We start from the raw sequence: 19226 nt of genomic DNA on the forward strand, positions 1-19226 counted from the left end.
ATGTCAGATTTCAGACTTCCAACAGGATGTTTTACTTTTTTAAATTAGATTTGAATGTATAAATCATTCTTTGAATTTCATTCAGATTCGATATTAAACGATCTACTTTTTCTGCATCAAGTAAATTCAATTCTCTTGTTAAAATTAACTGTGTCTGTAGTTCAAAAGAGGATGCATTTGCTATTCCAAGAAAATGATAAAATTCTCTATCATTATTTCTCCCTGCTCCTTCGGCTATATTAGAAGGAATAGAGATTACAGACCTTTTAATTTGAGAAATCAAACCAAACTTTTCATCTTTAGGCAACTCAGCACAAATAATATAAACCTGTTTTGCAAGTTCTATAGATTTCTGCCAAAAAACCAGTTTTTCAAAATTATGCATAATAAAGTCTGTTATCTGATGTCTAATATCTGAAATCTTATTACTTCTTAAAATCCTCCATCATTTCAATAAACTCATCAAACAGGTAGTTTGCATCCTCAGGACCTGGGCTCGCTTCAGGGTGATACTGCACAGAGAAACAAGGATGGATTTTGTGCTTTAATCCTTCGTTGGTTCTATCGTTTAGTGCGATGTGCGTTTCGATAAGGTCTGTACCTTTTAAACTTTCCTGATCTACCGCATATCCATGATTCTGAGAAGTGATTGCTACAGTGTTTTTCGCTAAATCCAATACAGGGTGATTTCCGCCTCTGTGTCCGAACTTCAGTTTGAATGTTTTAGCTCCACAAGCAAGACCAATTAACTGGTGTCCTAAACAGATTCCGAAGATTGGAACTTTTCCTAATAATCCGCGGATCATGTCTAATGCGTGTGGTACATCTTCCGGGTCACCAGGACCGTTTGAAAGCATAATTCCATCTGGATTCATCAATAGGATATCTTCTGCTGTTGTATCCTGAGAAACCACAATGATATCACAGTTTCTTTGAGATAGTTCTCTGATAATTCCCAGTTTAGCACCAAAATCTACCAATACTACTTTGAAACCTCTGTTAGGGTTAGCATAAGGTGTTTTGGTAGAAACTTCTTCTACCTGATTAATTGGGAAAGTCGTGGTTTTCAGTTCTGCAGCTGTTGCTGCTTCGTCTGCATCGGCATTCACAATTTTTCCTTTCACTACTCCGGCGTTACGAAGAATTCTTGTCAGTCTTCTTGTATCAATTCCTGAAATTCCTGAAAGGTTTTTCTTCTTAAATAATTCATCTAAAGTAATCTGAGTACGGAAATTGGAGGGAAGATCGCAAAGTTCTTTTACGATAAGTCCTTTAATTGCCGGCTCAATACTCTCATAATCATCACGGTTAATACCATAATTCCCGATAAGCGGATAGGTCATACAAACTATCTGACCGCAGTATGATGGGTCAGAGATCAATTCCTGATACCCTGTCATTCCGGTATTGAAAACTACTTCTCCTGCAGTTTCCAATTCTGCTCCGAAACCTTCTCCATGAAACACTTCACCGGACTCCAGTATTAATTTTTTCTTCATTTTTTCTATTTAGATTTTCTTTTATTTTTTTACAATGTATTCACGTATTAATGGATTTATGAATACTTTTTACTTTTATCTTAGTTCTTTTATTTAAAGGTAAATCCTTTTTCTTCCAGTGCATCTTTTAAAATGGCCATTCTGGCGAAAACACCATTTTCCATTTGTCTGAAGACTCTTGAACGTTTGCATTCTACCAGGTCTGAATCTATTTCCACTCCCCTGTTGATAGGTGCCGGGTGCATGATGATTGCTTCTTTTTTCATAGCTTGCTCTCTTTCTTTAGTCAGACCATATCTTTTATGATAGTCAGAGGCTGTGAAACTCATGGCCGCATCATGTCTCTCATGTTGGATTCTTAATAACATCAGAACATCTACTTCAGCGATCAGTTCATCTACTGAAAGATAAGTTCCGTTGATTATTGCTCCTTCATCAAACCACTGCTCAGGTCCTGAAAAATAAACTTTAGCTCCTAATCTTCTTAACGCTTCAGCATTTGAGTTGGCAACACGGCTGTGTTTTACATCTCCTACAATTCCTACTTTTAGTCCTTCAAACTTTCCGAATTCCTGATAGATGGTCATCAGATCCAGCATACATTGTGAAGGATGGTTTCCTGTTCCATCTCCTCCATTGATTACAGGGATCTTAATATTTTTCAGTTCTTCAAAGTATCTGTCTTTCTTATCTCGGATCACTACAAGATTTACTCCAAGGCTTTCAATGGTCTTTACTGTATCATAAAGACTCTCACCTTTATTTACAGAACTGTGTGAAGCATCAAAAGGAACAACCTGTAATCCTAATTTTCTTTCTGCAATATCAAAGCTTGTCTTTGTTCTTGTGCTGTCTTCGAAGAAAAGATTGGAACAAAAAACTTCGCCTTCAATTTTAGCAGTTTTTCCATTTCTGAAAGCTAGTGCTTCTGTCAGTATACTGTTGATTTTCTCGGTACTTAGTTCTGTAATCGTAAACATAATCTTAATTTTTAAGCATAAAAAAAGCGAAGACAACAATCTTCGCTAATAACAATAAATATCGTAAAGGGCGCTTTCGCCCGGTAAATCTAATGATATAAATGCTTTTTTATTCATTAGGTGCAAAGATACAACAATTTTATGAACCTACAAAAATTAAGTTTAAAATAAATTAAAAACTTCAGTACTTCTTATTCTCATTTAAAATTAATATTTTTGTTACAACACAACATTATTCTATGGATTTAAAAGACAAAATGATTCTCAGCATTATACAGGAAGACTCTACTTTATCGGTGAAAGAAATTTCAGAAAAGATAGGTCTTACCTTTACTCCGACGTATGAAAGAATCAAACAATTGGAGAAGCAGGGGATCATTCAAAAGTATGTAGGGCTTTTAAACCGTGAAAAGCTGGGCTTGAATATTGTAGTCTACTGTAATGTACGTCTTAAAGAGCAATCCAAGAAGGTATTGGAAACCTTTGAGAAGCATATCGGAAAATATGATGAAGTACAGGAAATCATCAGTCTTTCCGGAGAGTATGACTATATGCTGAAAATTATTGCCAAAGACATCAACTCTTATAATGAGTTTGCAGTCAATGTGATTTCAAACGTTCCTAATATCGGACAGTACCACAGCTCCATCGTACTTCATGAGGTGAAAAAATCTACTAAATTCAAAATTGAACTTGAATAATTCTTTTACTATTAAGCCTTAAGAAGCTTTATGTGATTTCATCACAATCATCAATTTCAAAGATCAAAATAAAATCCAACCATTAAGACAGCTTAAGCAATTAAGATTTAAGGATTTCACAACGATAAAACATAAGGCGATTCTAAAGTAATTTTTAGATTTTTTATGTCAACTCAAGCCTTTATATATCTTAATGGTTCAGATTTTTAACCTAATAATTTATTCTTCAGTTTATTAAACTGGTATTCTATTTTATCCAGGCATAGATTTCCTATACTTCCCTGGTGAGTATGATCTAAACTTCCCGGTTCGAATTCAAACTCATTGTTTTCAATCTCCTGTCCCACTTTTACATAAGCATCACGGAAAGAACTTCCGCTTTTCACTTCTTCATTAATCTTCTCTACACTGAACAGGTATTTATATTTTTCGTCCTCGAGAATTCCGTCTTTTACCTGAATATTGGGCAAGGTATAGCTTAAGATCTCAAGACATTCCTTTAATGAATCAATAGCCGGGAATAAAATTTCCTTAGTCAACTGTACATCTCTGTGGTATCCTGATGGCAGATTGTTTGTCAACAGGATCAATTCATTAGGCAACGCCTGAATTCTGTTGCATCGTGCACGAACCAATTCGAAAATATCCGGATTCTTTTTATGTGGCATAATGCTGCTTCCTGTTGTAAATTCTTTTGGAAAGCTGATAAAATCAAAGTTCTGATTCAGATACAGGCATACATCATATGCAAATTTCCCTAAAGTTCCTGCTAAAGTTGCCATTGCCATTGCCAGCATCTTCTCAGATTTTCCACGAGTCATCTGTGCATAGACTGAATTATAGTTCATGGACTGAAACCCCAGATTATAAGTAGTACTTTCACGGTTGATCGGGAAAGATGAACCATAACCTGCTGCTGAACCCAGCGGATTTTTATTAATGATATTTTTTGTTGAGAACAACATTTCAACATCATCCAAAAGGGCTTCTGCATATGCTCCAAACCACAATCCGAAGGATGAAGGCATCGCAATCTGCAAATGCGTATACCCGGGAAGCAGCACATTTTTATGCTGATTTGCCAATTGAATCAAAACCTGGAAAAATTCATCGGTCAATGCGGTAATTTCACGGATTTCATCTAGTAAATATAATTTTATATCTAATAAAACCTGATCATTTCTTGATCTTGCCGTGTGAATTTTCTTTCCCGTATCTCCTAATTTTGTAATCAGGATTGCTTCTACCTGAGAATGGATATCCTCAGCTTCTTTATCAATTTCAAAATTGCCATTTTCAATTTGCTGTAAAATATCATTTAATACTACCAGCATCTGCTCGGATTCTTCATGAGAAATAATTCCGGTTTCTGCAAGCATTATACAATGTGCCATAGAACCTTTAACATCATATTTGGCTAAACGTTCATCAAAGTCAAGGTCTTTTCCTACGGTAAAGTTATTGACTAATATATTGGTGGCCAGGTCATCCTTTTGCCATATTTTTTTCATAAGTATGATTGATTTTTCTAAGACTGCTATCATATATTGATTGCGTAACAGCCCGATTTAAAATATTTGATTGATTTTGACAAGCCCAGCAAGACTATCCTTATTATTATTAACTATAAAAAAACATTTCCTTAATATATAAAGTCACTTCTTAATGGTATCGTTTGCATAAATCCTTATTAAAATGTAAACTTTATTGCCTGCTGAGCATTAGTCAAAATATATGTTAAGCTGGAAGCCTGAAGCTAGAGGCTGGAAGTTAATAACCAACGATAACAACTTCCATTCTTCCATCTTCCTATTCCCATCTCTTCTTTATAACACTTTTTCCAAAATCTGGATGTAAATATCAATACCTTCTTCGATTTCATTGATATAGATAAATTCATCCGCTGTATGCGAGCGCCTACTGTCTCCAGGTCCTAATTTCACAGATGTACACGGGATAATCGCCTGATCTGAAGACGTTGGTGAACCATAGGTTGTCCTTCCTATTTCCAGTCCGGCTTTAACAAACGGGTGATCCATCTCTATTTTTGAAGAATTCAACCTGAAAGACCTTGCCGTAAGTGCTGATTTCATCTGGGACTGGATCATTTCAAAGGCTTCCTTATTGGAATATTCATCCGTTACCCTTACATCCAGTGTGAAATGACAGGACTCCGGTACTACATTATGCTGTACTCCGGCATGAATTCCGGACAGGGTTACTTTTACTTCGCCCAGATAGTCTGAAACCTTCGGAAATTTAAAGTTTAATATTCCCTGAAGATCCGCCATACATTTGATAATGGAATTATCATCATTAGGATGAGCAGCATGAGAAGGAGTTCCTTTCATTTCTCCGTCAATCACCAACAGTCCCTTTTCAGCTATTGCCAGATTCATCTGCGTGGGTTCTCCTACAATGGCAAGCTCTATATTTGGCAACTGTGGAAACAGAGCCTCGATTCCGTCAAAACCTGAAATCTCCTCCTCTGCTGTCAACGCAATCACTAAATTATATTCTAAATCTTCTTTCTCATAAAAATGTAAAAAAACCTGCGCCATAGAAACCAGAGAAGCTCCGGCATCATTACTGCCCAACCCGAAAAGTTTACCGTCTTTTTCAACCGGTACAAATGGATCAAGTGTGTAAGCTTTATTAGGTTTTACCGTATCATGATGTGTATTCAATAAAACTGAAGGCTTAAATACATCAAAGTTTTTATTGACCGCCCAAATATTATTTTTAAAACGCTTCGTCGGAATTTGATGCTTTTTAAAAAAGTTTTCAATCTCTACCGACGTATTGAATTCATCTTTACTGAACGAAGGAATTTCAATCAGCTTTTTAAGCAGCTCAACAGCATTATTCAATAATTCTTCTTTATTATAAACAGATTTCAGTTCCTGCATGATGATTCTCTATATGGTTTTTTAATTCTGTTTCTTTAATCAGAAACACCTTATTTACATTATTCTTTATAGCTCCAAGAGCATTCTCTAATTTGGGTAAAATCCCTTTGTGAAGCTTTCCTTCTTCCTTCAATGCTGTAAAATCATCTTCGGAAATACTTTTGATAAGAGATTCGGGATCATCTACATTTTCCAGGACTCCATTTTTATCAAAACAATACAGGAGTTCTACTTCATATTTCTCAGACAGAGCCTGCGCAATTACAGAGGCAATAGTATCTGCATTGGTATTAAAAAGGTTTCCTTTTCTATCATGCGTGATAGCAGAAAATACAGGAATAAGATCCAGTTTAATCAATTTTGAAACAAGCTTTTTATTCACACTTTTCTTATTGACATCTCCTACAAATCCAAAATCTATTTCCGAATGCTCTCTTTTTTTTGCTTTAATCAGATTTCCATCTGCCCCGGAAAACCCAATAGCATTGCATTTTTTCTGCTGTAGTTTTTCAACAATATTTTTATTGATTCCACCAGCATACACCATCGTTACAATATCCAATGTATCTTTATCCGTAATCCTCCTTCCGTTAATCATCTTCTGCTCTATGCCTAGCTTATCAGCCAATGTTGTGGCTAACTTACCTCCGCCATGCACAAGGATCTTCTTTTCTTTAATTTCGGAAAACTGATCTAAAAACTGATCCAGTAATCGTTCATCATCAATGAGCGCTCCGCCTATTTTTATGATGTATATTTTCTGTTTCATTTTTATTTTACATTTAGAATTGATAGGAATCTATTCCTATCTTGGGTTAAATCGTCCCTTTGGGACTCATTGGATGTTATTTTATATTGTCTAGAATTTCGCTGAAGACTGCCTGTGCTGAGAAAATACGGTTCTTTGCCTGTTGGTAGATGATTGAATTTTCTCCGTCCATTACTTCATCGCTTAATTCTACATTACGGCGAACCGGAAGGCAGTGCATTACTTTTGCCTGGTTGGTATTCGCCAGTTTTTCGTTAGTCAGCATCCAATCTTCCTTTACTTCAGGCATTGCTGCATAATCATCAAACGAAGACCAGTTTTTCACATAGATAAAATCTGCATCTTTCAAGGCTTCCTCCTGATTATGAATCACTTTTGTATCTTTTATAAAAGCCGGATCCAAATCATACCCTTCAGGATTAGTGATTACTAATTCAACATCCATTTCCTGCATCCATTCTGCAAAGGAATTTCCTACAGCATGAGCAATCGGTTTGATATGCGGTGCCCAGGTTAATACCACTTTCGGTTTACGGTCTTCTTTCCAGTTTTCTGTAATCGTAATACAGTCTGCCAGACTTTGCAAAGGATGACGCGTTGCTGATTCTAAAGAGATAACAGGAACTTTTGCATGTTGTTCAAACTGACTCAGAATGCTTTCATTTACATCATCTTCCTTACTTTTCATTCCAGCAAAACAACGAACAGCGATGATATCACAATATTGATTTAAAACTTCAATAGCGTCTTTGATATGCTCCACTGTATCTCCGTTCATCACCGCACCATCTGCAAACTCAAGATTCCATGCTTCCTGCGCTGCGTTTAAAGTCAATACATTTAGACCAAGGTTTTGTGCTGCAATCTGACTGCTTAAACGGGTTCTTAAGCTTGAGTTTAAGAATACAAGTCCTATAGTTTTCCCCTTTCCTTTTTCTGTTTCTGAAAGTGGGTTCGCTTTAATTTCTAAAGCTTTTTTTATGATTTCCTGTAAGTTTTCTACATCACTTACAGCAGTGAATTTTTTCATTTTGAATTGATTTTAAAGATTTTCCTTTACCTTCTTAGTCTTTTTAATCTTCAATATTTTCTAATACTGTTTTCAAAGCATTGATAAAAAGATCCGTTTCCTCTTTTTTGATATTAAGTGCCGGAAGAATCCTTAAAACACTTTTATCGTTTGAGTTTCCTGTGAAAATGTGATGATCAAAAAGTAAGCTTTTCCTTACCTCTGAACAGTCCCTGTCGAGTTCTATTCCAATCATCAATCCTTTCCTTCGGATGGATTTAATATGGGGCAAATCTTTAATTTCATTTTCAATATACTCACCCATTTGCTGAGTATTTTCGATAAGATTTTCATCTTTCATTACATCCAGAACAGCAATAGAAGCTACACAAGCTAAATGATTTCCACCAAATGTTGTCCCCAACAGACCATTACTAGCCTGAAATTTAGGACTGATTAAAACCCCGCCAACCGGAAATCCATTTCCCATTCCTTTAGCTGTGGTAATAATATCTGCTTGAATCCCGAATTCCTGATGAGCAAAGAAGTATCCGCTTCTTCCATATCCTGATTGTACTTCATCTAAAATCAAAACCGTATCATATTGATCACATAATTCTTTAATTTTAGATAAAAATTCTGTTGTTGGAATCATAATTCCTCCTACACCCTGAATTCCTTCAATAATTACGGAAGAAATTTCATTTCCGTGTATTGCAAAGGTTTCTTCAAGCTGCTCAATGTCATTCCAATCAGATTTAATGAATCGTTCTGAAAAATTCACCGGAGCAACAATCTTTGGGTTATCCGTTACAGAAACAGCTGCGGAAGTTCTCCCGTGAAATGACCCTGAGAAATAAAGCACTTTACTTTTTCCATTGTGAAAAGAAGCCAATTTCAATGCATTCTCATTAGCTTCTGCTCCTGAATTACACAGGAAAAGATTGTAGTCTTCATATCCTGAAAGCTTCCCAAGTTTTTCAGCCAGCTCTGCCTGTAATTCATTCTGAACTGAGTTAGAATAGAAAGAAATTTTCTCTAGCTGTTCTTTTAATTTATTTTGATAATGCGGATGATTGTGCCCGATAGAAATAACAGCATGTCCTCCGTAAAAATCAAGATATTTTTCACCTTTATCATCCCAAAGGAAAGATCCCTGAGCTTTAACCGGATTTATGTTGAATAATGGATATACGTTGAATAAATTCATGTCTTTTATAAATGATAATTGATTAATGATATGGGATTCGAGTTTCGAGTCCCCATAAATATCAGTTGGTGCATTAAAATGCTATCGGTTTCAGATTCAAGCCTGTATTTTCTTCCCAGCCCATCGCAATATTCATATTTTGTACAGCTTGTCCTGAAGCTCCTTTCAACAAATTGTCAATCGCTGAGTGAATAACGGCAACATTTCCACTCTTTTCAATTTGGATCACACAGCGATTGGTATTGACAACCTGCTTTAAATCAATTGCCTTTTCACTTACCGTAACAAACGGTGCTTCTGCATAAAAATCCTGATACAATTGATAGATGTCAGAAAGTCCCAAATCTGTTTTCATTGTAGAACTTGTAAAAATCCCTCTTGCAAAATCCCCTCTCCATGGTACAAAATTCAGGCTGACATTTTTATGATTAAACAAAACTATTTGTTGTAAAATTTCATCTACATGTTGATGAGTCAACGTTTTATAAGCTGATACATTATCATTTCTCCAGGTAAAATGTGTGGTTGCCTGTAAAGACTGTCCCGCTCCTGTAGATCCTGTAATCCCTGTTGTGAAAACTTCATCCAAAACTTCCTTTTCAGCTAATGGTAATAATGCCAATTGAATTGCTGTAGCAAAACATCCTGGATTGGCAATACTTTTTGAACCCGACAGTTGTTTTTTATTGATTTCCGGTAATCCGTAGATAAAATTTCTGTTTTCAAAATTTCCATCCAAACGGAAGTCATTTCCTAAATCAATAACCAGGGCTTCTTCTTTAACCGGATTTTGAGTTAACCAATTCTGACTTTCTTTATGAGGAAGACATAAAAAAAGAATATCCACCTCCTCAGGCTTATCCGTCAGAACCTGTTCACAAACGGTCGTTAAATCCGGGTACAGATCAGAAATTCTTGTTCCCGAATTCGAACGACTATATAAAAAACTCAATGTCACATGGGGATGGAAAGCCAGCAAACGTATTAGCTCGCTTCCTGTATAACCATTGGCACCAACTATTCCTACTGTTTTTTTCATGTTTTAATCGATAGGACCATATCCTATCTTTTGTTAAATCGTTCTTTCGGAACTCTAGTTGATATTTTGGTTAATCTGGTGATATATATTTAAAGAATTACTCACAATCTTGGTATATCCTTTTACATCTTCTCCTGTCCACGCTCTGTTAGCTTCTCCATAGCTTCCGAATTTATCCGACATTAAATCGTGATTGGATTCAATTCCGTTTAAAACAAATCGGTATGGATGAAGGGTTACAAATACTTTTCCGCTCACTGTTTTCTGGGAATCCGTTAAGAAAGATTCAATATTCCTCATCACAGGATCCAAGAAAAGTGCTTCGTGAAGCCAGTTTCCATACCAGTCAGACAACTGAGATTTCATCATTTGCTGGTATTTTGAAAGCGTATGTTTCTCCAATAAATGATGCGCTTTGATAATCACTGAAGCTGCTGCCGCTTCAAATCCTACTCTTCCTTTGATTCCTACAATCGTATCTCCTACATGGATGTCACGTCCGATTCCGTATGCAGAAGCCAACTCTTCTATTTTTTGGATAGCATATACAGAATGTTCAAAGCTCTCACCATTTACCGTTACCACTTCTCCATTTTTAAACTCAATTTCTAATGCTGAAGGTTGAGTTTCCTGAACCTGAGACGGAAAAGCTTCTTCCGGAAGATAGTTTCTTGATGTCAAAGTCTCTTTCCCTCCTACAGAAGTTCCCCAAAGTCCTTTATTCACTGAATATTGTGCTTTATGGAATTCCATTTCATATCCGTGGCTTTTCAAAAACTCAATTTCTTCTTCACGGGACAAAGCCATATCACGGATCGGCGTAATGATTTCAATATTTGGGCACATCACCTGAAAAATCAGATCAAAACGAACCTGATCGTTCCCAGCTCCTGTACTTCCATGGGCAATAGCATCTGCTCCCACTTCAATGGCATATTTTGCAATTTCCTGCGCCTGAATCGTACGTTCAGCACTTACAGAAAGAGGATATGTGTTATTTTTCAGCACATTTCCGAAAATTAAATACTTCACGCAAGAATTGTAATAATCTTCCTGAGCGTCTACGCACCTGTACTCTTTTACTCCAAGGTTTAAAGCTTTTCTTTCCAGTTCTTTTTCTTCTTCTTTGGAAAAACCTCCGGTATTTACAGTAACCGCATACACATCATACCCTAGAGTCTCACTAAGATATTTTGCACAGTAGGAAGTATCTAAACCTCCACTAAACGCTAAGATGACTTTCTTGTTCATTGCAATATTTAATTTCTGGTTGCTCATTCACAACACTGTTTACTTTATTATTATCAGGCTGATTGTTTACAACCTTATCTTTTTTCACATTTTCAGGAACGAAAAGCATTGCTGTACAAAGGCAGTTTTTACGTTCCTTTTTCATTAAAATTTCATAATTCACACAGTTCTTACAACCGCTCCAGAACTCCTCATCCTGAGTCAGTTCAGAATAGATGACCGGCTTGTATCCTAAATCACTGTTGATTTTCATTACCGCAAGACCTGTTGTTAATCCGAATACTTTTGCTTCCGGATATTTTTCTCTAGATAACTGGAAAACTTTATGCTTAATCTGAGTAGCTACTCCACCATGCCTGAATTTGGGAGATACAATCAATCCCGAATTAGCCACAAACTTCCCATGTGACCAGGTCTCTATATAACAGAAGCCTACCCACTCACCGTTTTCAGTGGCTACCACAGCATTGCCCTCTGAAATCTTCTTACTCAAATATTCTATGGAACGTTTTGCGATTCCCGTTCCTCTGCGCTGTGCAGAATCATACATTTCCTGCTGTATTTCACTCACATACATTAGATGTTCGCATGAGGAAATTTCTATTTCCATTTATTTATCTAATTTTTTTGGCAAATTTAAAATATATTTTCTTTAGAATGCAAATAAAAAAGATATTTTTTTTGTTTTAAAAAATTACACAGGTAAAATTATCTTTCTTCAAAAATGTATATTTGCTAATTTATTATATATTTGCTAAAATAATATAGCTATGGAAAATATATGCCCTAAATGCAAGAGTAACAAAGTAGTTAAAAGTGGTATCGTTAATGAAAAACAAAGGTTTCTCTGCAAGAGCTGCAACTATTATTTTACTGTTAAAAAACTGGGAAAACAGATTGATGACTATTATGTCACCAAAGCATTACAGCTCTATCTTGAAGGGCTAAGCTACCGTGAAATCGAAAGAATCATAGGAGTTTCCCATGTCACGATAAGTTCATGGATCAAAAAATATAATATTACAAGACCTCCTCATTCCGAATTCCATCCTGTATATAAAATACTGAAACAAAATGAATTAATTGAATATATTGCTCAGGAGGACAATATCAAAAACTCAGGGATTATTATTACTCAGTTTGCAGATAAATATATGTTGATTAAATGGGAAAGATTTAAGAAGTAATTTTAAGGTACGAGATTCATAGTGCGTTGTGAGAATACAAAAAACTACTAAATATCAACAGGTTAAAATAAAAAAAAATCCCAAAAACAGGAACACAAAATCCCGAACACGTAACACGTATCAAATTATAACTATACTATTACCACTAATATATATTAAATTTTCGTAAATAAATTATTAATTCCAATTTGGCTTTCACAAAAAACAACGCCAAAAATTGATAATTTATGAAGAAATTACTTACATTCATTGGAGTAGCCTTAATTAGCGGATCTATGTATTCGCAGGGTTCTCCTGATTACGGCAGTGGATTAAAAATAAACCTCAACCCTGAGGGAGACAAATTCATCAGATTTATTTTATGGGATCAGCTGTGGCTAAGAAACAGCGCAATGAATCCCGGAAGCATGGTTGGAAATGAACCAACAGACAACACATGGAACCTGGGAAACAGACGATTACGCGCTTTAACATATGCACAAATCTCCAAACGATATATGATTCTTCTTCATTTTGGGATCAATAATCAGACTTTCATTAACGGAGGTGCTACAGGTACTTCAGGAACAGGAGGGTATGGAAACGGAAAGAAAACCCAGATGTTTTTTCATGACGCCTGGAATGAATATGCAGTTATTTTACCTGGAGAAGCAGGAAAATTCAGTTTATCTTTAGGAGCCGGACTTCATTACTACATGGGACTTTCCCGTATGACCATGGCCTCCACTCTTAATTTCCTTACGGTAGATTCTCCGGTATTCTCCTGGCCATTAATTGATAATTCGGATCAGTTTGGAAGACAAATCGGAATGTTCGCCAAGGGGAAATACGGAAAACTAGAGTATCGTTTTAGTTTAAATAAACCTTTTGCTACAGATCTTGCTCCTGCCAACGTAACCGATCCATCAAAAGCTGTAGCTGTAGACAATAATGGAAATCCAAGTTTCTCAAAAGCAGGATATGTGGAATATCAATTTCTTGATGAGGAATCCAACACATTACCCTTCAAAGTAGGGTCTTATTTGGGAACAAAGAAGGTTTTCAATGTAGGAGCCGGGTTTTACCATCAGGCAGACGGCACCAGAACTTCCGTAAATTCAAATGTTGAAAAACACGACATTACTCTTTTCGCAGTAGATGCTTTCGCAGATATTCCTTTAGGAGAAGCAAAAAACAAAATGGCCGTTTCGGCTTACGCAGGATATTATAATTACAATTTCGGCCCAAACTATGTAAGAAATCTGGGAACAATGAATATTGCAGCAACAGATCCTAATTTCATTGGCAACAAAGCCATCGCAGGGCCAGGAAATCTACAACCCACCATCGGAACAGGCAATATTATCTACGCACAGGCTGGTTTACTGTTACCAAGTCAGGCAGAAAAGCCAAAGATCAGAATACAACCTTTTGCAGCTTATACTCATAAAAACTTTGAAGCTTTTGATAAATCATCTTCTCAGTTTGATGTTGGAGCCAATTGGTTTATTGATGGACATCACGCAAAAATCACTACGCAATATTCTACAAGACCGGTTTACACAAGTCCTTCTGAAAGCCCATCTTCAAAAGGAGAATTCATTGTGCAATTCCAGATCTATTTATAATCTGAATACACTAAGGCTATAAAAATTATAATGACTCTATACAATTTTACATCACTGTCATTGACTACGTCGAATCTTCGATTTCTGACGAAGGAAGAATCTCATAATATTGCTTAGATTCTTCATTTCACTTCTGAACTACGTTCGCAGACCTTCAATCTGTATTCAAAATGACAGAGTCATAGGAATAAGATATTAAGAATAAAACGCCTCACTATTCCATTTTCTATTAACATCAAAAACTAATCAATATGAGCGAAAATCATCACGAAAGCTACGAAAATATGACCGACAGGCAGAAAAACCGCACTATTTGGAGTGTGATCACCGCCTCATCCCTCGGAACATTGATAGAATGGTATGACTTCTATATCTTTGGAAGTTTAGCCATCGTTTTAGCGACCAAGTTTTTCCCGGCTGACAATCCGACAGCAGCATTTTTGTCTACTTTAGCTACTTTTGCCGCAGGATTTGTGGTAAGACCTTTTGGGGCTTTATTCTTCGGAAGATTGGGTGACATTATCGGAAGAAAATATACTTTCCTCGTCACGCTACTCATTATGGGATTTTCCACGTTCCTGATCGGATGTATCCCAAGTTATGAAACCATCGGGTTCCTTGCTCCGGTTTTGGTTTTAATCCTAAGATTATTACAAGGACTTGCTCTTGGGGGTGAATATGGAGGAGCCGCAACCTATGTAGCAGAATATGCACAACCACATCGAAGAGGTTACTGGACTTCATGGATCCAAACTACAGCCACCGCAGGACTTTTCATTTCACTAATTGTTATTTTAATCACAAAGACCACCCTTTCTCCGGAAGAATTCGATGGTTGGGGTTGGAGAATTCCTTTCTGGATTTCCATTTTAATGGTAGGTGTTTCATATATCATCAGAAAAAACATGAAAGAGTCTCCGCTTTTTGCCAAGGCAAAAAGTGAAGGCAAAACTTCTAAAAATCCTTTAAAAGAGAGTTTTGGTAATAAATTCAACTTCAAATTCGTTTTGCTTGCCCTTTTTGGAGCAGCTATGGGACAAGGGGTAATCTGGTATACCGGACAATTCTACGCCATGAGCTTCATGCAAAAAGTAATGAATATTGATTCTACGCAGGTAGATTATTTAATGGCAACCGCTTTGTTTTTAGGAACTCCTTTCTTTGTATTTTTCGGTTGGCTGTCAGATAAAATCGGACGAAAAGCGGTGATGATGACCGGAATGCTGATTGCTATTTTAGCTTACAGACCTATTTACGACACTATGTTCAAAAGCGTCAGCCTTGAAAATAAAACAGTTGCCACCAACGGAATTACAGAAAAGAGAACGGCAAAAATTCACAAGGATATTGCAACAGACAGCCTTGTTACCTTCCATAAAGAAACACTTTTCACCGATGGTACTTTAATAAAAAAAGACAGCATCGTTCACTGGTCACCAAGCGGTCCGGTTATGAAAGAGGGAAAAGCTGAAGAACCAAAGGTTTCACAATCGGTAAAAGTAAGTGACAGCACAAAATGGTATTTGGTATTCATGGTATTCATCCAGGTCATCTTTGTAACCATGGTTTACGGTCCCATTGCTGCGTTCCTTGTTGAAATGTTCCCGGTAAGAATCCGTTACACCTCGATGTCCTTGCCTTATCACATTGGAAATGGGGTATTTGGAGGACTTCTTCCTGCCGTAGCTACTTATCTTGTAACCACCGGAAAAGAAGCCGGACATGCCACATGGTATCTGGAAGGATTATGGTATCCGATTGGAGTGGCCGCAGTCTGTTTGATTATCGGATTAATTTATCTTAAAAATAAGAACAATAATCTTCACGATTAATCACTGAATCACTCAAATTTTTATTAATTTTAAAACTACTAAAATGAACGGACTAAAAAAAATATTAGGTATACTTTGGATCGCAATAGCAGTGGTCGTAGGGTATTTTGGAATTACGGTAATGGGAATCCCCAAGATCACTTCAGGAAAACAGGAAGATTTGGTTTTCGGAATCATCATTATGTTTGTACTGATGCCGATTATCTCAGGCGGAATGGCTGTTTTTGGTTACTATTCCTTAACCGGAGAATATTCTGATGAAAAAATATAATTATAAAAGATAAAGGTAATTGGTGAATAATACTGTTCATCAATTATCTTTTTATCCATCATCATTTATGAAAAAGAGACACGAACAAAAACTGGTTATCCTGAGTATTGGACTGATGATTGCCTTCAGCATCCCTATTTCGCTGCTTTTCAACAGTGAAAAAGAAGTGTTTGGATATCCCATGTTCCTTATCTACCTGTTCGCTGTCTGGATGATCTCTATCATAATTTCCTTTGTAATTGTTAAAAAATACAATGAGTAGTATTGCATTATTTTTTGTGGTTCTGTTTTATCTGGCTCTTCTGTTCTTAGTTGCTCACCTGGCAGAGAAGAAAAGAAGTAAGTTCTGGATCAACAATCCTTACATTTATGCATTGTCTCTTGCTGTGTATTGTACAGCATGGACTTACTACGGAAGTATTGGTGTAGCTGCTACAAGCGGATTAAATTATTTACCTATTTATATTGGCCCTGCCATGATTATCCCTGCCTGGATCTATATCAATACAAGGATTGTAAGAATCGCCAGGGTTAATAAAATAAGCAGTCTTGCAGATTTCATCTCGTTACGATATGGAAACAGCAGAAGTCTGGGTGCCATCATTACGATTGTCTGCCTGTTAGCAATTGTTCCTTACATCGGATTACAGATCAAAGCCATATCTGAAACCTTCCATCTGGTAACGGAAACTCCTATGTCAAAGGATATCCTGACCGATAATGCCACATTTGTTGTTGTTCTAATCGCTTTGTTTTCTTCCTATTATGGAACGAGATATGTAGATGCTTCGGAAAAACGACTGGGAATCATTTCTGCCATTGCCCTGGAGAGCTTTTTAAAGCTATTCTTTATTATCATTCTTGGGCTTTTTGTGATCTATTATGTTTTTGACGGGTTTACAGATATTTATCAGAAAGCCAGTCATTTTGAAGATTTTAAAGAAAAAAATACATTTAATGGGATTGAAGGAGCCATGAACTGGATGGTTCTGTGCATGATCTCAGCAACAGCAATCTGCATATTACCCAGACAATTTCACACAGCGATTGTTGAAAACAGACAGGAAAAGCATATCAGAACAGCCATCTGGTTTTTTCCGCTTTATTTATTGACCTTCACTATATTCATTTTTCCGATTGCATGGGGTGGAAGACTGATCTTTGATGGAGAAAAGGTAAACCCTGAATTCTACTCTATTTTAATTCCGCAGCATTTTGACAATACTTTAATCACCGTTTTGGTTTTCCTTGGCGGATTGAGTTCGTGTATTTCCATGATTATTATTTCGGCCATCACTTTATCCATTATGCTTTCCAACAACCTTATCATTCCTTATGGTTTACTTGGAAAACTGAAATCTGAGAATGAAGCACAAAATACAAGAAGCATCACTAACATTAGGAAATTCAGCATTTTCGCACTGATTATCATGGCTTTTGTGTTCTATAAATATTTCATTTTAAAAACATCACTGGATTCTGTTGGATTAATCTCGTTTGTAGTCATTGCACAGCTTGCACCTGCCTTTTTCGGCGCTATATTCTGGAGAAGAGGAAGCTACAAAGGTGCAGTGATTGGTCTTGCTGCAGGATTAGCCATATGCTATTTCGGATTAATCATCCCGCAGTATTATTTCTCATACAACCAGGAACTCAAAGGGGTTTTAAGAGATATGTACAATTCTTTCAATTTCTTCACCATTCCTTATCTGGCAAGGATTCCGCAAATATTTTTTTGGTCAATGCTGGTGAATACAGGTTTATTTACCATTATTTCCGTGAGTACCAAAGGAAATTACCGTGAAAGAAACTTTGCCGAACTGTATGTAGATATCGACAAATACATTCAGAATCATGAAAATGCTTTTATCTGGAGGGGAACAGCCTACATCTCTGACATTCAAAATATACTGGAGAGATTTTTAGGTAAAAACAAGACCGAACAGGCCTTGAGAATTTTCAATTTAAAATATAATATTGATTCTAAAACAGAGACTGCCGATTCAAGATTCATCAAATTCTCGGAAAACCTTCTGGCAGGACGAATCGGGACAGCATCAGCTAAAATTCTGATTGAAGGGGTCACCAAAGAAGATAAAATATCTCTTAAGGAAGTTTTGAATATCCTTGAAGAATCTAAGGAAAATATCAGCTTAAACAAAAAACTTACAGAACAGTCTGAAGAATTACAAAAGCTCTCTAATGACCTCAGAACAGCTAATGAAAACTTAATCGTTAAAGACCGTCAAAAAGATGATTTTCTGGATTCTGTTGCCCATGAACTGAGAACTCCCATCACAGCGATCCGCTCAGCCGGGGAAATACTGGCTGATGATGATGACATTCCTTTTGAAATTAAACAGGAATTTTTAAACAATATCATCACCGAATCTGACAGATTAAGTGAAATCATCAACGATATTCTTTATCTTGATAAGCTTCAACATGGTGAAATCTTATTAAGTATCCAACAAAATAACATTCTTGAAACCTATAAAAAAGCATTAAGCCCCCTCCTTCACCTGATACAACAGAAAAACATTCATTTAAGTGAGGTCAATCTCCTGAATCGGGTTATATTTGAGTATGATGAAGCCAGAATGATTCAATTGCTTCAGAATATATGGGGAAATGCCTTAAAATTTACGGATGAACAGGGAACGATACAAACTAAATTATTTGAAAAGGAAAATCAATTGATAATTACCATTTTCAATACCGGAAAGCACATCCCGGAAGAGGATCTGGAAATGATTTTTGACAAGTTTTATCAATCCAGAAATCAAAATATTTTAAAACCTACAGGAAGCGGACTTGGCCTTGCCATTTCCAAGAAAATAATACAAGCCCACAACGGAAGTATAAAAGCGGAAAACAGCGGTCTTGGAGTAACTTTTACCATCAGCCTTCCTAACAGTATAACAAAAGAGATTAAAAATGAAGTTGAACACCTTTAAAAAAC

The 19226-nt window shown here is 36.4% G+C and carries 18 protein-coding genes; 7 read left to right on the top strand and 11 right to left on the bottom strand.

Annotated features, from left to right (window positions below; all coding sequences use genetic code 11):
- Nucleotides 1-31: 31 nt before the first annotated feature.
- The 3 genes from EG344_RS02680 to EG344_RS02690 all read right to left on the bottom strand — a co-directional run bounded on the left by EG344_RS02680 (nucleotide 32) and on the right by EG344_RS02690 (nucleotide 2479).
- Nucleotides 32-385, bottom strand: coding sequence for a four helix bundle protein (locus tag EG344_RS02680; RefSeq protein ID WP_123908164.1), 354 nt, complete (start codon nucleotides 383-385; stop codon nucleotides 32-34).
- Nucleotides 386-425: 40 nt separating this feature from the next.
- Complete coding sequence (locus tag EG344_RS02685) at nucleotides 426-1499, bottom strand: carbamoyl phosphate synthase small subunit (protein ID WP_123908165.1); 1074 nt, start codon at nucleotides 1497-1499, stop codon at nucleotides 426-428.
- An 89-nt stretch (nucleotides 1500-1588) separates the two neighbouring features.
- Nucleotides 1589-2479, bottom strand: a complete 891-nt coding sequence (locus tag EG344_RS02690; protein ID WP_123908166.1) for an aspartate carbamoyltransferase catalytic subunit — start codon at nucleotides 2477-2479, stop codon at nucleotides 1589-1591.
- Between the two features lie 239 nt (nucleotides 2480-2718).
- On the opposite strand from EG344_RS02690, the gene EG344_RS02695 reads away from it, so the two are divergent.
- Nucleotides 2719-3180, top strand: coding sequence for an Lrp/AsnC family transcriptional regulator (locus EG344_RS02695; protein WP_123908167.1), 462 nt, complete (start codon nucleotides 2719-2721; stop codon nucleotides 3178-3180).
- Between the two features lie 206 nt (nucleotides 3181-3386).
- Here the strand turns inward: EG344_RS02695 and argH are convergent, their stop codons facing one another.
- From argH to EG344_RS02735, 8 genes are all read right to left on the bottom strand, one after another.
- Complete coding sequence (gene argH, locus EG344_RS02700; RefSeq protein WP_123908168.1) at nucleotides 3387-4691, bottom strand: argininosuccinate lyase; 1305 nt, start codon at nucleotides 4689-4691, stop codon at nucleotides 3387-3389.
- Nucleotides 4692-5006: 315 nt separating this feature from the next.
- On the bottom strand, nucleotides 5007-6089 hold the full coding sequence (locus EG344_RS02705) for a M20 family metallo-hydrolase (RefSeq protein WP_123908169.1): 1083 nt from the start codon (nucleotides 6087-6089) through the stop codon (nucleotides 5007-5009).
- Nucleotides 6064-6858 carry an acetylglutamate kinase gene (gene argB, locus EG344_RS02710; RefSeq protein ID WP_123908170.1) on the bottom strand — a complete coding sequence of 265 codons (795 nt, stop codon included), beginning with the start codon at nucleotides 6856-6858 and terminating at the stop codon, nucleotides 6064-6066. The genes EG344_RS02705 and argB overlap by 26 nt, the downstream gene beginning before the upstream one ends.
- A 76-nt stretch (nucleotides 6859-6934) precedes the next feature.
- Complete coding sequence (locus EG344_RS02715; protein WP_123908171.1) at nucleotides 6935-7888, bottom strand: N-acetylornithine carbamoyltransferase; 954 nt, start codon at nucleotides 7886-7888, stop codon at nucleotides 6935-6937.
- 43 nt (nucleotides 7889-7931) lie between these two features.
- Nucleotides 7932-9077 (bottom strand): aspartate aminotransferase family protein, encoded by a 1146-nt coding sequence (locus EG344_RS02720; RefSeq protein WP_123908172.1) that lies wholly within the window; start codon nucleotides 9075-9077, stop codon nucleotides 7932-7934.
- Between the two features lie 73 nt (nucleotides 9078-9150).
- Nucleotides 9151-10116: an N-acetyl-gamma-glutamyl-phosphate reductase gene (gene argC / locus EG344_RS02725; protein WP_123908173.1), complete on the bottom strand. Its 966-nt coding sequence runs from the start codon at nucleotides 10114-10116 to the stop codon at nucleotides 9151-9153.
- A 54-nt stretch (nucleotides 10117-10170) separates the two neighbouring features.
- Nucleotides 10171-11367, bottom strand: a complete 1197-nt coding sequence (gene argG, locus EG344_RS02730; protein WP_123908174.1) for an argininosuccinate synthase — start codon at nucleotides 11365-11367, stop codon at nucleotides 10171-10173.
- Nucleotides 11339-11977, bottom strand: coding sequence for a GNAT family N-acetyltransferase (locus EG344_RS02735; RefSeq protein ID WP_228412845.1), 639 nt, complete (start codon nucleotides 11975-11977; stop codon nucleotides 11339-11341). The genes argG and EG344_RS02735 overlap by 29 nt, the downstream gene beginning before the upstream one ends.
- A gap of 160 nt (nucleotides 11978-12137) precedes the next feature.
- Between EG344_RS02735 and EG344_RS02740 the strand changes: the two genes are divergently transcribed.
- From EG344_RS02740 to EG344_RS02765, 6 genes are all read left to right on the top strand, one after another.
- The gene (locus tag EG344_RS02740) at nucleotides 12138-12554 is read left to right on the top strand and encodes a helix-turn-helix domain-containing protein (protein ID WP_123908175.1); all 417 of its coding nucleotides are present in this window, start codon (nucleotides 12138-12140) and stop codon (nucleotides 12552-12554) included.
- 227 nt (nucleotides 12555-12781) lie between these two features.
- On the top strand, nucleotides 12782-14161 hold the full coding sequence (locus tag EG344_RS02745) for a porin (protein WP_123908176.1): 1380 nt from the start codon (nucleotides 12782-12784) through the stop codon (nucleotides 14159-14161).
- A 251-nt stretch (nucleotides 14162-14412) separates the two neighbouring features.
- Nucleotides 14413-15993: an MFS transporter gene (locus EG344_RS02750; protein WP_123908177.1), complete on the top strand. Its 1581-nt coding sequence runs from the start codon at nucleotides 14413-14415 to the stop codon at nucleotides 15991-15993.
- 43 nt (nucleotides 15994-16036) lie between these two features.
- The gene (locus EG344_RS02755; RefSeq protein WP_123860215.1) at nucleotides 16037-16264 is read left to right on the top strand and encodes a DUF6814 family protein; all 228 of its coding nucleotides are present in this window, start codon (nucleotides 16037-16039) and stop codon (nucleotides 16262-16264) included.
- 67 nt (nucleotides 16265-16331) lie between these two features.
- Nucleotides 16332-16526: a hypothetical protein gene (locus tag EG344_RS02760; protein WP_123908178.1), complete on the top strand. Its 195-nt coding sequence runs from the start codon at nucleotides 16332-16334 to the stop codon at nucleotides 16524-16526.
- Nucleotides 16519-19221, top strand: coding sequence for an ATP-binding protein (locus tag EG344_RS02765; RefSeq protein ID WP_123908179.1), 2703 nt, complete (start codon nucleotides 16519-16521; stop codon nucleotides 19219-19221). Before EG344_RS02760 ends, EG344_RS02765 begins: the two co-directional genes overlap by 8 nt.
- The last annotated feature ends 5 nt before the right edge of the window (nucleotides 19222-19226 follow it).

Origin of the sequence: Chryseobacterium sp. G0162 (assembly GCF_003815715.1) — a bacterium.
Taxonomy (GTDB): Bacteria; Bacteroidota; Bacteroidia; order Flavobacteriales; family Weeksellaceae; genus Chryseobacterium.

Bases quoted from the DNA above. Each gene is read 5' to 3' on its own strand.
- EG344_RS02720 (WP_123908172.1), bottom strand. From the start codon at position 9,077: ATGAATTTATTCAACGTATATCCATTATTCAACATAAATCCGGTTAAA.
- EG344_RS02750 (WP_123908177.1), top strand. From the start codon at position 14,413: ATGAGCGAAAATCATCACGAAAGCTACGAAAATATGACCGACAGGCAG.
- EG344_RS02680 (WP_123908164.1), bottom strand. From the start codon at position 385: ATGCATAATTTTGAAAAACTGGTTTTTTGGCAGAAATCTATAGAACTT.
- EG344_RS02735 (WP_228412845.1), bottom strand. From the start codon at position 11,977: ATGGAAATAGAAATTTCCTCATGCGAACATCTAATGTATGTGAGTGAA.
- argC (WP_123908173.1), bottom strand. From the start codon at position 10,116: ATGAAAAAAACAGTAGGAATAGTTGGTGCCAATGGTTATACAGGAAGC.
- EG344_RS02760 (WP_123908178.1), top strand. From the start codon at position 16,332: ATGAAAAAGAGACACGAACAAAAACTGGTTATCCTGAGTATTGGACTG.
- EG344_RS02690 (WP_123908166.1), bottom strand. From the start codon at position 2,479: ATGTTTACGATTACAGAACTAAGTACCGAGAAAATCAACAGTATACTG.
- EG344_RS02715 (WP_123908171.1), bottom strand. From the start codon at position 7,888: ATGAAAAAATTCACTGCTGTAAGTGATGTAGAAAACTTACAGGAAATC.
- EG344_RS02765 (WP_123908179.1), top strand. From the start codon at position 16,519: ATGAGTAGTATTGCATTATTTTTTGTGGTTCTGTTTTATCTGGCTCTT.
- EG344_RS02740 (WP_123908175.1), top strand. From the start codon at position 12,138: ATGGAAAATATATGCCCTAAATGCAAGAGTAACAAAGTAGTTAAAAGT.
- EG344_RS02695 (WP_123908167.1), top strand. From the start codon at position 2,719: ATGGATTTAAAAGACAAAATGATTCTCAGCATTATACAGGAAGACTCT.
- EG344_RS02705 (WP_123908169.1), bottom strand. From the start codon at position 6,089: ATGCAGGAACTGAAATCTGTTTATAATAAAGAAGAATTATTGAATAAT.
- EG344_RS02755 (WP_123860215.1), top strand. From the start codon at position 16,037: ATGAACGGACTAAAAAAAATATTAGGTATACTTTGGATCGCAATAGCA.
- argB (WP_123908170.1), bottom strand. From the start codon at position 6,858: ATGAAACAGAAAATATACATCATAAAAATAGGCGGAGCGCTCATTGAT.
- EG344_RS02685 (WP_123908165.1), bottom strand. From the start codon at position 1,499: ATGAAGAAAAAATTAATACTGGAGTCCGGTGAAGTGTTTCATGGAGAA.
- EG344_RS02745 (WP_123908176.1), top strand. From the start codon at position 12,782: ATGAAGAAATTACTTACATTCATTGGAGTAGCCTTAATTAGCGGATCT.
- argH (WP_123908168.1), bottom strand. From the start codon at position 4,691: ATGAAAAAAATATGGCAAAAGGATGACCTGGCCACCAATATATTAGTC.
- argG (WP_123908174.1), bottom strand. From the start codon at position 11,367: ATGAACAAGAAAGTCATCTTAGCGTTTAGTGGAGGTTTAGATACTTCC.